This is a genomic window from Saccharopolyspora sp. NPDC000995 (genome assembly GCF_053599315.1).
In genome coordinates this window covers 1-13,554 of sequence record NZ_JBSFLZ010000164.1, presented here as the reverse complement: position 1 = coordinate 13,554, position 13,554 = coordinate 1, and the positions used below count along the sequence as shown (strand labels likewise).

At 64.7% G+C, this 13,554-nt stretch carries 10 protein-coding genes; 6 read left to right on the top strand and 4 right to left on the bottom strand.

Features of this window, described 5'->3' with window-relative positions; all coding sequences use genetic code 11:
- The first annotated feature begins 546 nt into the window (after nt 1-546).
- The 3 genes from ACWDKQ_RS32380 to ACWDKQ_RS32370 all read left to right on the top strand — a co-directional run bounded on the left by ACWDKQ_RS32380 (nt 547) and on the right by ACWDKQ_RS32370 (nt 2,879).
- Nucleotides 547-1,101 (top strand): sigma-70 family RNA polymerase sigma factor, encoded by a 555-nt coding sequence (locus ACWDKQ_RS32380; protein ID WP_450142572.1) that lies wholly within the window; start codon nt 547-549, stop codon nt 1,099-1,101.
- The gene (locus ACWDKQ_RS32375; RefSeq protein WP_450142571.1) at nt 1,098-1,802 is read left to right on the top strand and encodes an anti-sigma factor family protein; all 705 of its coding nucleotides are present in this window, start codon (nt 1,098-1,100) and stop codon (nt 1,800-1,802) included. Before ACWDKQ_RS32380 ends, ACWDKQ_RS32375 begins: the two co-directional genes overlap by 4 nt.
- Nucleotides 1,803-1,892: 90 nt before the next feature.
- Nucleotides 1,893-2,879, top strand: coding sequence for a DUF1996 domain-containing protein (locus ACWDKQ_RS32370; RefSeq protein ID WP_450142570.1), 987 nt, complete (start codon nt 1,893-1,895; stop codon nt 2,877-2,879).
- Nucleotides 2,880-2,960: 81 nt separating this feature from the next.
- On the opposite strand, the gene ACWDKQ_RS32365 is transcribed toward ACWDKQ_RS32370, so the two are convergent.
- Nucleotides 2,961-3,881: a hypothetical protein gene (locus ACWDKQ_RS32365; protein ID WP_450142569.1), complete on the bottom strand. Its 921-nt coding sequence runs from the start codon at nt 3,879-3,881 to the stop codon at nt 2,961-2,963.
- 1,279 nt (nt 3,882-5,160) lie between these two features.
- Between ACWDKQ_RS32365 and ACWDKQ_RS32360 the strand changes: the two genes are divergently transcribed.
- Entirely contained in the window at nt 5,161-5,670 is a 510-nt protein-coding gene (locus tag ACWDKQ_RS32360) for a MarR family winged helix-turn-helix transcriptional regulator (RefSeq protein WP_450142568.1), read from the top strand.
- The gene (locus tag ACWDKQ_RS32355; protein ID WP_450142567.1) at nt 5,667-8,195 is read left to right on the top strand and encodes an MFS transporter; all 2,529 of its coding nucleotides are present in this window, start codon (nt 5,667-5,669) and stop codon (nt 8,193-8,195) included. Before ACWDKQ_RS32360 ends, ACWDKQ_RS32355 begins: the two co-directional genes overlap by 4 nt.
- A 293-nt stretch (nt 8,196-8,488) precedes the next feature.
- On the opposite strand, the gene ACWDKQ_RS32350 is transcribed toward ACWDKQ_RS32355, so the two are convergent.
- Both ACWDKQ_RS32350 and ACWDKQ_RS32345 read right to left on the bottom strand, forming a co-directional pair.
- Entirely contained in the window at nt 8,489-8,731 is a 243-nt protein-coding gene (locus ACWDKQ_RS32350; protein WP_450142566.1) for a hypothetical protein, read from the bottom strand.
- The gene (locus ACWDKQ_RS32345) at nt 8,728-9,162 is read right to left on the bottom strand and encodes a hypothetical protein (RefSeq protein ID WP_450142565.1); all 435 of its coding nucleotides are present in this window, start codon (nt 9,160-9,162) and stop codon (nt 8,728-8,730) included. The genes ACWDKQ_RS32350 and ACWDKQ_RS32345 overlap by 4 nt, the downstream gene beginning before the upstream one ends.
- 661 nt (nt 9,163-9,823) lie before the next feature.
- Here ACWDKQ_RS32345 and ACWDKQ_RS32340 point away from each other — a divergent pair.
- On the top strand, nt 9,824-11,194 hold the full coding sequence (locus tag ACWDKQ_RS32340; protein WP_450142564.1) for a hypothetical protein: 1,371 nt from the start codon (nt 9,824-9,826) through the stop codon (nt 11,192-11,194).
- 73 nt (nt 11,195-11,267) lie between these two features.
- On the opposite strand, the gene ACWDKQ_RS32335 is transcribed toward ACWDKQ_RS32340, so the two are convergent.
- Nucleotides 11,268-12,302 (bottom strand): undecaprenyl-diphosphate phosphatase, encoded by a 1,035-nt coding sequence (locus ACWDKQ_RS32335; RefSeq protein WP_450142563.1) that lies wholly within the window; start codon nt 12,300-12,302, stop codon nt 11,268-11,270.
- Nucleotides 12,303-13,554: the final 1,252 nt, after the last annotated feature.

Below are 13,554 nucleotides of genomic sequence, written 5' to 3'. Positions count from 1 at the left end.
GCTCCAGCGACACACCCTCGGCACCTGACACCCCAAGATCATCTCAGACCGCCCGCCGCCACGACGAACGACCCACCAAGACCTGAACAGTTACAATTATTTTTAATTATTTGGTGCGTCTGGCCGATCGGAATTAATCACCGAAGACGGTGCGGCCTATGAATACGGCATGTGCCTTGCGAGTCCGAACAATTCTGCAACTCTCACCGGCCGCCCACTATGTCCTTTGCTATGCCGGTCACGGGTCCAGAGCAGACCGAGCTGGTCGGGATACGTCGACACGACCGGCTGGTGGCATCCTCCACGAGTACCACCGCGCAGCATGACCTGCACGGATGTGGTTTACGACACGTGCAACGTCGGCTTAGGTCGGGTTGTCGCCAGCCCGTGCCTCTCCAGCGCGCGAAGGTTCGGCACGACGACCACGACGAAGTCCGGTACCAGGATGTCGCGGCCGTTGAACCGTCGCGGCCTGGATTACGTGTGGATACCAATACCCTGGCCGGAGCCCCATCCACCGGTGCAGCAGGGCGGAAGGAGTGGTAGATGGCGAGCTTATTGTCTCGTCGGACGCAAACCGCTGGCGATGATGCGCTGATCCGGTCGCTGTTCGAGGAGCACGGTCGCGCCCTGCTCGCTTACTCGACGCGACTGACCGGTGATCGAGCGGCGGCCGAGGACGTCGTGCAGGAGACGCTGGTAAGAGCATGGCGAAATCCTGGCGCACTGGTGAACGGGAAGGGTTCCGTTCGCGGGTGGTTGCTGACAGTGGCGCGCAACATCGTCATCGACCGCAGTCGCGCGAAGGCCGCTCGTCCACCGGAGGTCGCGACCTCGCCAACAGCGCCACCGGCGGTGCGCGACCATGCCGACTCCGTGGTCGACTCGATGGTCGTCACCGAGGCGCTGGATAGACTTTCGGAAGACCACCGCGACGTGCTGGTGCAGATCTACTTCCGGGGACTAAGCGTGGCTGAGGCAGCTGCTGAGCTAGCAATACCGCCGGGAACCGTGAAATCACGATCGTACTACGCCTTGCGTGCACTTCGTGAAGCGTTGGGCGGCGCAGCGTTGGTCGCTTGGAAAGAGGTGGCCGGATGAGCAGCCAGGATCACAAGGTCGACCTAGGCGCCTACGTGTTGGGCGCACTCGACGAACCGGAACACAGCGCGATCGACGAGCACCTGGCGTCCTGCGGACACTGCCGTTCGGAACTGGAGGACTTGGAGCAGATGCGTGCCGTGCTGGGCGAGGTCCCGCCGGAGTTGTTCCTGGACGGACCTCCGGCCGACGCAGACCTGCTGTTGCAGCGCACCTTGCGGCAGGTTCGTTCGGAGAAATTCAGGGCGAACGGCATCAGGCACGCAGTGGTCGGCGCGGCGGCGGTCCTCGCCGCGGCCGTCGCCCTCGGCGGCGGCGTGCTGATCGGCCGAGTGGGTGACAGCGCACCGCCGCTGGTCGTCGCGCAGCCGCCGATCACGTCCACGCCGCCCGCCGGTACGAAGGCCGCCACGGCCGTCGACCTGGCCAGTGGGGCGAGGCTGACGGTGACGGTCACGCCTGCAGCTGGCTGGGTGCGGTTGAACGCCGCGGTCAACGGGATACCGGCGGGTGAACGGTGCCGCTTGGTCGTCGTGGGCAAGGACGGTAGCCGGGAGATCGCTGGTAGCTGGCTGGTGTCCGAGAAGGGCGCGAACGAAGGCAGCGCGCTGGATGGTTCGGCGCTGGTGGCGCCGGACGATGTGGCGGCCGTCGAGGTGGAGAACTTCGAGGGCACCAGATTCGTCTCCACGCCCGTCTGACCAGGCGACGTATTCCGACGTCGGCCCCGTCCCGGAACATCCGGGGCGGGGCTTGCTCAGGCCGCGGCCCGGGAGTGCGATGATGGCTCGGTGTCCACAAGCCAAAGACAGTCTGGGCGCCGGGCGTGGCGGCTGGCCGCGGTTCTGCTGCCGGTCGGGCTCGTCGCGGCGTTGGGCGTCGGGTACGTCGACGGGCACGGTGTTCATGGCGATCCGGGGCCGGTGACCGGCGATTTCGTCGACATCGCAGATGTTCCCCCGATGCGTCCGCAAAACCGGTTCGGCGCGGACGCCTCGACCGGCGTGGTGACGGTTGACTGCGGTCGCAACGAAAACGGCCACCGCAACGCGGACAACGTCGTCGCATCGCCCGCTGTGTCCGGCGGAGCGCATCACGTGCACGAGTACGTGGGCAACCTGGCAACGGATGCGTTCGCCACCGACCAGAGCCTCGCTGCAGCCGAAACCACTTGTGTGAACGGCGACAGGTCCACCTACTACTGGCCGGTGCTTCGCCTGCTCAACGGCGACGAGCCGAGTTCCGCCGACATGCCGCACAACCGCGGCACGATTCTTCAACCGGCCTCAGTACTGATAAGTTTCCGCGGCAATCCGGCCAGCAAGGTGATCCCGATGCCCCGGTTCCTGCGGGCCGTCACCGGCGACGCGAAGGCGCTCACTAACGGCTCGGACAACGCCGCCCGAGTGCACTGGACCTGTTCCGGAATGCTCGACCGGCAGACGAACCGCTATCCGAGGTGCCCGGACGGGCATCGAGTGGTCCGGGTCTTCGACTTTCCGAATTGTTGGGATGGCAGGAGAAACGACAGCCCGAGCCATCGCGATCACTTGGTGTTCCCGGCGGGAAACGGGGTATGCCCGACCAACTCGTTCGCCGTCCCGCAGTTGCGGATCGAAGTCGACTACGACGTGCCCAGCGACGCGGAGTACGCCATCGACACCTTCCCGGATCAGCAGCGCAGCCCGATCACGGATCACAGCGATTTCATAAACGTGATGACCGAAGAGCAGATGGCACACGTCGTGGCCGTCGTGAACAACGGGCGCATCGGCTGAGGAAGAAACCTCCGAAATGAAAATGGTCGTGAGTGCGTCGTCCGGGCTCCGCCCGGCAACGCACTCACGACCAGCGGTAGGTCAGCCGAAGAACACCGACTCCACGGCATTGTCGAATCCGACCTCGCCGAGATCGGCGACATCACCGTTGATGACCAACGACTTGCCGGTGCAGTTCTGCCCGGACCACAGCTTCAAGGACCCGGACGCCGAAATCGACGACGTCACGTCGGGCCGCGCGACGTTCTTGCAGCCCGGTCCGGCCACGCCCTGCGAAGCACCGTCGTCGCTGAAATTCGGGTCGTCGAAGAGAACCGCGCTGTCGGCGGATTCGGTCGGCTGCGTGCTGCCGTCCTGCGCATCGCCGTTGCCGTCACCGGTTTCGGCCCCGGCTTTCTGACCGCTCGGAGTGATTCCGAACCACGTTCCGCCCACACCTTGGCCCTTGGCGTCACCCGGCTTGGTGTCCTTGGCGAAGCGGTAGACCGGCCAGCCACCGATGGTCACCTGGAGGCTGCCGTCGTCCCGTTTGACGGTGCCCACCTTGGACTTCGGAACACCGGCCAAGAAGATCCTGCCGCCCGGAGCCACGGTCAACGGCGGCCAGGTCTTCGCGCAATCCCCGTTGCAGTTCGACATCGAGGGCTTGGCCGTGTCCTTGTCGAACCGGTACAACGTGAGCCCGGCACCGTTGACCACTACCGGGTCCAGAGCACCTGCCTGGGAAGCCTTCAACTGCACCCACTTTCGCGCAACATTCTGGTCTGCGGTGTTGGCCGTGCCGTCGGACCCGGTCGCCCAGTCCCCGGTCTTCGCCGTCGCATTGTGCGCCTTGGCGGTCCCCGCCAGTAAAGACAGGCTGGCGGTTCCTGTCTCGGGGACCTGCGCACTCGGCGCGGCAGGCGCAGGACCCGCCGCGAAGGTCGGTAACCCGCACGAGGTCAACGACACCGCTCCGGCGACGACGAGCACGGCAACGTAGCTGGCTCGCTTGGACAGCATGAGTTCTCCCTCAAATCCCAGGCTCCAGCCGATCTGCAGCCACATACGGCGGACACACGTGCCCCGATCCGCACCGGTTCAAGAGGGCGCTGAAAATTTTTCGGACGCTCGCCGTTGACCCCTGTTCCGTTTGCACCTCACCAAGTCGGCCGTCTCCAAGTCCGACGCGGCCTGGGCACCGGTCGGGTTGCTCCCCGCGCGTTCCCTGAACGCACCATCCACATGGTGGCCGACGCCGCTTACCGGGGACCGTTCACCACCCGCCTGGCAGAACGCAGTGTTCCTAATCAGTTCTGGGAGTGAGCCATCCGGCAAACTCCTTCGCGATGCTGGGCCTGACCCTCCTCATCCTCTGCACGCCGCCAGCGTCGACGACATTGTGGGTCCGGTCAGATCGAAATTCCGGGATCGCCCACGCCGATGATTCGGCTGCCTTGGAAGAACCGCACCACGTCGAAGTAGCCCGTGTCCGCCGATTCCGGTGTTGTTCCAGAAGGTCTGTTCGGAGCCGTCGGCCAAGTCCGCGAGTTTGCCAGCCGTTGATGCGGATTCCGCCGGCTGGGGTCCGGGCAGCGGTGTCCAGCGCGGCGTCGAGGGCACCGCCGAACACGAAGCCGGCGAGCGCGGCACCTCGCGTTCGGACGCGGAATCCATCGTTGCCTCGGATCGAACCTCGGTCGGCCCTGCGGCGCAGCCAGATCGCGTACTGGAAACCGGTCGTCGCGATTGCCAGCACGTACACCGCTAACCGCCGAAGACGGCCACATCAAGCGCCCACAAAACCCCGGCCTGGGCATTTCACTTTCGACGGAACCTCTTCGGCACCCCAACGGCATCCTTCTGAGAGGCGGCACCGGTGCAATTCGAGAAATCGAGCTTTACCAACTGGATCTGCCTTGTGCGGGCGGTGTCTACCGGTTCTCGGGCGGAGGGGGTACCGGAGTTCCGACGCGTCTCTCGTGCGGGTGGTGACCGACACCGGGCTCGACGGATGGGGGAGAGCACGCCATTCGGATCTACCTACATCGCCGCCCACGTCCTCTGGAGCGCTGCGGTGCGTCCTCCGCTCTTGGGTGGTGCCACCGCCGAAGCACCGCCCCGGTGGGTGACACTCACTCTCTGTGCAAAGTTGCACTGGGCAACTAAAGTGCGCTCGGCCACACATCCTCTAATTGAGTGGTGCGGCAGGGGCGTTCGAATGCATGATTGTAGTCAGCAACTTGTTGTAGATGGCAAGCAAACCGCTACAAAAGCGACATTCGAACCGAAAGACCGACCAATGGATCACCACACCAACGCTGAGCTCGACGCCGCAGAGGAGCTTGGTGCCCAGCTCACCCGCCTGGTCCGGCTGGTCCATCGCGCCAAATCCCAATTCACGAAGAAGGGACCGGACGGGATCGAGCAGTCCGCGTACGCGATCCTGTTCCGCCTCATCCAGGACGGGCCGCAGCGCACCGGCCGGCTCGCCGAAGCGCTGCACTCCGAGATCTCCACGATCAGTCGGCAGAGCAACGCGCTCGTCCAGCACGGCCTGGTGGAGCGCCAGGCCGACCCCGATGACGGCCGCGCCAGCCTGCTGGCGCCGACAGCCGAGGGTCAACGGATCTTCCGGGAAGCTCACGACCAGCGCGCTAGGTGGTTGGCAGAGGTGCTGGCCGACTGGTCGCAGGCCGACCGCCAGGCACTGACCAGCCTTTTCGCTCGACTCAACACCGATATCGAAACACGCACTCCGAGCCTCTCCGAGCCGACGTGTGCGCCACACGCCAAGGGGGGCCACGAATGACAACGGCAACAAAGAGTCCAGGGGGATCAGAAACGGCCGAAGAAGGGCCGAACCTAACCCACCGCCAGATCGTCACCATCCTAATCGGCTTGATGTCGGGGATGTTCCTGGCGGCGCTGGACCAGACAATCGTCGGCACGTCGATCGTCCGCATCGCCAACGACCTCAACGGTTTCGACCTGCAGGCGTGGATCACCACCGCCTACCTGATCACCTCCACGATTGCGACGCCGATCTACGGCAAGCTTTCCGACATCTACGGCAGGAAGCCGCTCTACCTGATCGCGATCTCGGTGTTCGTGATCGGATCCGCGGCGTCGACCATCGCTCAGTCGATGTACGAACTCGCCGCGTTCCGCGCCGTGCAGGGGCTCGGTGCCGGCGGCTTGATGTCGTTGGCGATGACCATCCTCGGCGACATCGTGCCGCCGCGTCAGCGCGCGAAGTACCAGGGCTTCTTTCTGGCCGTGTTCGGCGTTTCGACGGTGCTCGGCCCGGTGCTGGGCGGGCTGTTCGCTGGAATCGACGAGCTGGCCGGCCTCGACGGCTGGCGGTGGGTGTTCCTGGTGAACGTGCCGATCGGCGTCATCGCGCTGTTGGTCGTCGCCAAGGTCCTCAACGTGCCGCACCAGCGCCACAACCACCGCATCGACTGGTGGGGCGGTCTTGCCCTGGCGGCCACCGTGGTGCCGCTGCTGCTGATCGCCGAGCAGGGCAACAAGTGGGGATGGAGCTCGACCGACGCCATCATCTGCTACGCGATCGCCTCGGTCGGCTTGGTGCTTTTCCTGTTCATCGAGTACGTGATGAAGGACGCGGCGCTGATCCCGCTGCGCCTGTTCAAGAACTCCACGTTCACCGTGGCGATCCTGGGCGGGGTCATCGTCGGCGTCGCGATGTTCGGCGCGATCACGATGATTCCGCAGTACCTGCAGGTGGTGCAGGGCTACACGCCCACCGAGTCGGGGCTGCTGACGCTTCCGCTGATGGCGGGCATCATGTCCGCGTCGGTCATTTCGGGGCAGGTCACCTCGCGCACCGGCCGGTACAAGTTCTTGCCGGTGATCGGTACGTTCCTGGTCGCGGTCGGCGCGGTGGTGTTCGCCCAGGTCGAGTACGACAGCCCGCTGTGGTTGCCGTTGGTGGCCGCGGGAATCATCGGGTTCGGCCTCGGAAACTGCATGCAGACGCTGATCATCGCGGTGCAGAATGCGGGGCCGCGCAGGGACATGGGTGTTTCCACCGCAGCGGCGACGTTCTTCCGGCAGATGGGCGGGACGATCGGTGTCGCGGTGTTCCTGACCGTCTTGTTCAACGTGCTCCCGCGAAACATCGAGAAGGCCTTCGGTGGTAACCTGCCGGCCGCCGCGAGAGGAGAACTGGGCACCCTGCAGTCCAACACGGGTGTGATCGCACAGCTGCCGGACCAGCTGCGGATTCCGGTGCTGATCGGCTTCACCGAGTCGATCATCACGGTGTTCTACGTCGCGGCCGGGGTCGCGCTTTTGGCTTGCCTCGTCCTGTTGTTCATGAAGGAGATCCCGCTCGCCGGTGGCCCGGTGCCTGCTGCGTCGGCGGTCGAGGGCGGCGAAGCGCTGCTCGATGAGGAGCCGACCAAGCCGGTTTGGACCGAGCCGGAGTCCACACCGGACAAGGGATTGGTGGGCGCGGACAAGTACGCCCTGTCGAACGGGCACGGCGAGTACCGACCCAGGTTCGCTGCCGCGATGTCGGGCGACCTGGAGGCGACTCGGTCGATCAGCGGACATGTGCGTCGCCAGGACGGGACCTCCGTGCAAGACGCGGTTCTGACCCTGATCGACCAGGATGGAAGGCAGGTGGCCAGGGCTGTCGGCTCCGCCGACGGCAGCTACACGGTCGCCGTCCCAGGTGCGGGGAGCCACGTGCTGATCGTTTCCGCGACCGGTTGCCAGCCCGAAGCGTCCAGCGTGGTAGTCACGGAGGCTTCGACGACGCTGGACATCACGCTGACCGGCTCCGGCGAACTGGCAGGCGTCGTCCGGTCATCCGGTCGTGGCACTCCGCTGGAAGGCATCACCGCGACGCTGACCGATGAGCGCGGCGAAGTGAACGGCGCATTCCTCACCAAGGAAGACGGCGCGTACTCGTTCCGCGGCGTCGGAGCGGGCAATTACACGCTGGTGGCCAGCGGGGATCGCTACCGCCCGATCGCTGTCACCCTGACCGTGCCGGATAGCGGACTGCTGCACCGCGACATCGAATTGGTCGAGGCGGTGCCGCTCAGCGGCACGGCGCGCAACGCCGGCGGTATCGTGCCGGACGCGCTGATCACCGTGATCGACGCCGATGGCAAAACAGCGGCGGTGGCCAGAACCGACATCGAGGGCCGCTACCTGATCAGTGACCTTGCGGTGGGTGACTACACGGTGGTGGCGAGCGGATATCCGCCGGTGTCGAGCCGGGTCAACCTGCTCGGCGAGGCCGCCACGCACGACGTGCACCTCAGCTACGACGCTGCCGAGGAGCTCGCGGAACAGCCCTGAGGTCGCACACTGAACGCCAAGGGGCAGGGCACCTTGGCCAACTTACTTGGTCAAGGTGCCCTTCACCTCGGAAAATCTGTTCGGCTCCGGCCGTTCACGCGGTTTGTCGGCTGCATGTTGATAGTCGGCCAATGACAGCTTAAGAGCCCCGCTACCTCTGCAGAATCACAGCCGAGAGACGCAGGTATCGCGTGCCGAGAGAGGAGTTTCCATCGTGCGCGCGGCACGACCGTGGACATCCCTCCTGACGGCACTTCCGATGCTTACCTGGCCCACCCCGACGAAGCCGACCGTCACTTTACATGGACGCTGGCATGAGTCGCCGAGCATGCGGACGAGCATCCGGTCGGCGGGTTCGTCGTCCAGTCGCGCTGCCAGTAGTCGGCGCTGAGCGGGCAGTCCAGAATCAGGACGGTTTGCGCGTGCTCCCTGACTGAGGTGGCCTCGATACGCAGGCTGGCGCGCAGGCGCAGCACGGCGGGGCGGCGCAGTACGGCGGCGGGATGTTGCCCTGCTGACGCGAGCTCAGCGGTCACGTCTGTTCCGCGGTGGCTTCTCGTGGTGCCGGCCGGTTCGCCAGTTCGTTGATGATCAGTAGTACGACGGCGAGTGCGATAGGTGCGATCTGGGAGATCACCTGGAGTTGGACCGCGTTACCGGTCGCACCGTGGTGCTGGTGGTAGATCAGGTGCGGAACGTTGAAGACGAGTGAGGCAACCAAGACCACGCGAACCAGCGTGCACCGCATCGACACCGCGGCGTATGCCACGACCAGCACGAACTGGAGCCCGATCAGCCCGAAGTCGCGCGTCATGTGGTCGTTGAAAGGCGGGAACCCGGTCAGCCACGCGAGCTCCGGAGTGGGGAAGCCGAGCTGAAACGACAACGGGGAGAGTGCGGCCCACAACGTGGGGATGCCTTCGCCCAACGCGAGCAGCGCTAAGCCGATCCGCAGAAGCAGTTGCACGTGCCCTCCTTGCAACGACCGGCAGGGGAGCCGGCACCCTTGTCCCAGGCCGGTCGTCTCGTGTGCCATCTCAGATGGCGATCGGCTCGACGACGAGTCGCCCGTAGCGGTGGCCGCAAACGGTGTCCAGTGATTTCGTCTGCCGACACTCCACCGTTGTTGTCCTCGCCGATCCGCTCGAACGCACCTCGGCCCTCTGCGTTCGCATTCGTGGTCGCTGAGGGCCTCGCCAGGCTATCGGTACTCTGAGAGCGCCGCCAGCACAGCCCCACTTGAAAAAAGAACAGTTTACTTTGTTCTTTCCCCGGAAGCTTGGGAGGGGTCGAGCAAGAAGAACACGGCACAGATCTTCGGCAGCTCAGATGGACTCTATTTGGTTCCGCCGAAGGGGTCGCCATGGGCCGGGGAAGTCCTGGTCCCGCGAACCATTTCGTTAAGTGTCATGGAGGTTCCAGGGCCCTCAATGGTACGGACAAGGTAAAAACGGTAGCTATCCTGCGGCCAGAGTGGACTATTCGCGGTTCATGCTTGGTCTTTCCGGCGGGCAGGATGGATCCGGGAACCGAGTGGGCGAAACGTGCCGCCGGTCGCGAACGACTGGCCCGGCTATCATGGCGTTTCGTCACCCCGGCCAGCATAAAATGCCCGTTTCGGGCCAAGGTTGAAAATGGGACAGCAACTCTTTCTGTCTGGATGTGACCAATTCCATTATCGCTGGCTATCAGGGCATGTGCGGCCTGCGCGGGATGTTCGGCTCTTGCACTTTTCCCGATCGTGCAGAATCCTCACGGTTCAGGTGCGCGCCACCGAAGAGGCGATCTTGGGGCTGGTGGTCCGCCTTCGGGCGGGCAACCGCTGGAAAATCCTGGAAAGGCTGTATGTGAAGCATCGCAGGAGACATTCGTCGGTGTCTGGCTCCCAGAATCGCCGATCTCCGTTCTGGCGAGCGCTGCGCGCAACGCTGGCCGTGCTCGGAGCATTCGCAGTTGTGATCGCCGGGTCGATCGGTCATGCGTTCGCCGCGCCCGGCAATGCGAGCGCGGCGGCGCGGCTGGCCGAATGGGGACGCGATCACGGTCTGGGCTCGGTCATCACATACCTGGAGCAAATGCAGTATGACGTCAACAAACCCACGGTCGGTGGCGCGCCGCAGGGCGGGATTCCCAAGGTCGGCATCGACGCCACCTCGACCGGGGGTCCAGCTCCCATGCCGAATCTTGCCGGTGGCACACCGCTGCCTGGCGAGGGCCAGTGGCAGACCGTAGCAACCGTGCGCGGGAAACCCGCTATCCGCGTGGCTCTGGTGCGCCCGGACACGCAGCACACCTCCTACCTAGCTGCCGCGATGTGGATCGATCCAAAACTGGTCAGCGGCCAGCTGCGTCCCGGATTCCAGGATCCGGGCGGGAATTGGCCTGAACCCGACGTGCTCACGCACACCGACCAGGAAAGCGTGCTGGCTGCGTTCAATGCAGGGTTCCGCTTGCCTCGCGGCGATAGCCACGGCGGCTACTACAGCGACGGGCGGACCGTCTTCCCGCTCGTCAACGGTGCCGCGAGCCTGGTGATGCTGCGCAACGGCACCGCCGAGGTCGGCTCGTGGAACCAGGAAGTGCACCTCACCCCGGACGTCGCCAGCGTGCGTCAGAACCTCGTCATGCTAGTCGATAACAGGCAGCTGAACCCCACCTGCGACACCGGCGGCAGCGCCGAGTGGGGCGTCACCGTCGGGAACAAGTCCTACATCGACCGTTCCGCCTTTGGCATCACGGCCAGCGGTGCCGAGGTCTACGTCGCTGGGCCCGCGCTGTCGGTGTGCACTCTGGGCCACATCCTTCAAGGGGCCGGCGTCGTTCGGGGCATGGAGATGGACATCAACCCGGACTGGATCAGCGGCGCCTACTTCGACCGCGCCCCCAATGGTCTGGTCGGCCACCGCCTCTACCCGGCGCAGAAACTGCCCCCGACGCACTACCTCGCGCCCACCAGTCGCGACTGGTACGCCTGGTTCCCCAGGTCGACCAGCCCCTGAACCAGACCGACCCGCAACAGCCCCGCTGCAGCGCGTGGATGGGCGACCCGATGCCAAACCCGTCCGCGCGCACCTACACGGCGAACCAGCCGAAGCAGGCAAACCCGGCGATGATGCAGTACAAGGCGAAGGGACGCAGGGTGCGCGTTTCGAAGTACGAGGTGAGGAAGCGTACCGAGATGTAGGCACCGATTCCGGCCAGGACGCTACCGAGAAGCGCGGGTCCGAGCACGTTCTGCGCTTCTGGGGCGAAGAGTTCGGGGATTTTCAACAGGCCCGCGCCGCCGATCGCGGGGGTGGACAGCAGGAAAGCGAAGCGTGCCGCGTCGTCGTGGCGCAGGCCGCGGACCAAGCCGCCGACCATGGTGATGCCGGATCGGCTGATGCCGGGCAGCAGCGCCAGGCTCTGCGCGGCACCGATGAGGAGTGCCTGCAGCCAACTCTGCCGGGACAGCCGCACGTCGGACCGGAAGTCCGGGGCATCGGCGTCGGATTCGTACCGGTCGCTCCCGGCAGGGGTGTCTAGCCCGGGCACTACCGGGATCGGGACGGTCTGCTCGGTCGACACGACCGACATCACGATCGTTTCGCGGGCGTGCAGCGGAGTCGTGTCGAGGGTTTCGGTATGCGGGGTGTCCTCGTGCTGGCCTCGCCGCTGCTTGTACTTCTCCACCGCGTAGAGAACCAGGCCGTTGAGCGCGAGGAAGATCGATGCGGGTACGGGCTTGCCCAAGTATTCGCGAACCACTTTCTCCAGTGCCAGACCCGCGATGCCGACCGGGATCGTGCCGACGACCAGAAGCCAGCCCAGGCGCTGGTACGGCGTCTGGATGCGCCGGTCCCGCACCGACGTGATCAATCCGCCGATGATGCTTACCCAGTCGCGCCAGAAGAAGATCACCAATGCCAGCGCCGTGGAGACGTGCATTGCTACCAGAACCGACAAGTACGACGAATGGGGTGCGCTCATATCAAGGTCGCGAGCCCAGCCGCCCCCGATGAGTGCCGGCAGGAGAATGCTATGTCCGAGGCTGGAAACAGGGAACAGCTCGCTGACTCCCTGCAGCAAGCCGATCACGGCGGCTTCGAGGTAGGACAGGTCTGACATGGCGGGACCCTTTCTCGCCGGTTGTCGTTGTGTGCGCAGCCGGGCTGGTCCCGGGAATCCGTAACGAGACTACAGGCCTGGAGATGCGGCGAATTGCGGCAAAAGTGCCGTTTGGTGCCGCTGCGACGGGGGATCGATCGGAGATATCTCCGACTTCGGATTCTCCGCCAATATTGCGTTTGTTGTGTATTTACGACTCGTGCGCATTGTCCGAATTCAACTTGGTAGTAGCAACGACAGCTACTCGGGGTGACCCACATCAAGCGTCGTCAGCGCAGCCCTCATCACCGTGCCAGCGAAGATCAGCATTCCCGATTCGATGCTGCGGACAGCGCGGCCACCCCGACTCACTGCGTCACCCGCCGGAGAGAGTTCGACATCGACAACCCATCCGCTCATGTTGATCATTCCGGTCAGTGACCGACACGATTCCCGCGCCCCCAATCTATCTCAGACGTGCCGACGAACCGACCAACGGGGTCCACGCCTTCAAAGGACGATCAATCGGGGAATGCACGCGAACAGTCCCCTTCTCAGTCCTACTGCCAGCTTGCTTGAAAATTGAACCCTTGTTGACTACGGCCCATTCTGGCCCGTTCGCCACCGGTCGTCATCGCACGGTATCTGCGACGATCTCCGTGAATCGCATATACCACGGTAAGCACGGGCTTGTAGATTCAGAAGTGATCTCCAAAACTCCTGCGGGTCGGAAGGCGGGGCGTACTTCCCTCGCTGCCCCAGTGCCCGCGGATGAGTCTGGCCAGGCCATCAGGTCCGGCGGTGGCCGGTGGCAGGTTGGTCAGGTAATGCACCGTTTCGATGCTGGCGGGTTTGCCGTCCGGTCGGCGCCAGCGCCGGCCCCGGACGGCCTGCCGGGCCTTCAGCGACTCCGAGCGCAGATCGTCGTCCAGGATCAGGACTTTCAGGCTGCGGGTCTCGGCCCGCCCGTGCCCGCGACTGCGATCGTGGGTGTCAAGTCGGGCGTTGTTCCAGCAAGGCCGCGTAGTTAGCCTGGATGTTGGCGTGTCAACTGGTTTTTCGTGACGTGGCCGCCACCCTGATAGCTGGGCGGGGCGTTCGGAGATCATGAAGTCGAACCAAGATCTTCATTCTTCGAGAGGCCCCGTAGCCATGCAGTGTGCCACCACCACACTCACCCGGACCATTTCGGTGGCCCAGGGCGCGTTTGCTCCTGGCCATCTTGGCGAGCTGACCCAGCACATCCCGTTCGAGCTGGTCGATGATGTACTAG

Coding starts and splice junctions, on each gene's coding strand:
- ACWDKQ_RS32380 (WP_450142572.1), top strand. CDS start 547: ATGGCGAGCTTATTGTCTCGTCGGACGCAAACCGCTGGCGATGATGCG.
- ACWDKQ_RS32375 (WP_450142571.1), top strand. CDS start 1,098: ATGAGCAGCCAGGATCACAAGGTCGACCTAGGCGCCTACGTGTTGGGC.
- ACWDKQ_RS32365 (WP_450142569.1), bottom strand. CDS start 3,881: ATGCTGTCCAAGCGAGCCAGCTACGTTGCCGTGCTCGTCGTCGCCGGA.
- ACWDKQ_RS32360 (WP_450142568.1), top strand. CDS start 5,161: ATGGATCACCACACCAACGCTGAGCTCGACGCCGCAGAGGAGCTTGGT.
- ACWDKQ_RS32355 (WP_450142567.1), top strand. CDS start 5,667: ATGACAACGGCAACAAAGAGTCCAGGGGGATCAGAAACGGCCGAAGAA.
- ACWDKQ_RS32335 (WP_450142563.1), bottom strand. CDS start 12,302: ATGTCAGACCTGTCCTACCTCGAAGCCGCCGTGATCGGCTTGCTGCAG.